Source organism: Citrobacter sp. TBCS-14 (genome assembly GCF_005280805.1).
GTDB classification, from domain to species: Bacteria; Pseudomonadota; Gammaproteobacteria; order Enterobacterales; family Enterobacteriaceae; genus Citrobacter; species Citrobacter gillenii.
Genome location: NZ_SZWM01000859.1, coordinates 1 through 202, shown reverse-complemented (window position 1 = coordinate 202; position 202 = coordinate 1). Strand labels below are relative to the sequence as shown.

General features: G+C 48.0%; 1 protein-coding gene. It reads left to right on the top strand.

From position 1 onward, the window contains the following. Positions 1–173: YaeQ family protein (locus FDX22_RS31765; protein WP_255433027.1), on the top strand; the 173-nt coding region annotated here is incomplete at its 5' end. Between the last annotated feature and the right edge of the window lie 29 nt (positions 174–202).

The window sequence follows — 202 nt, the reverse complement described above, 5'->3', positions numbered from 1 at the left end:
AGTTTAAGAATCTTACCGTGTGGTATCTGGATGATGAACAACTGGCACAACTGAGTGACTTTGCCGGTCGTACAATGGCGCTACAGGCGACTATTCAGGATGGCGCTATCTGGCTGTCTGATTCTCAGAATAATCTGGAAATTCACCTGACCACGTGGCAGCCGCGTTCATGATCGTTATCTCCCGAAATGTCTCTATCCCA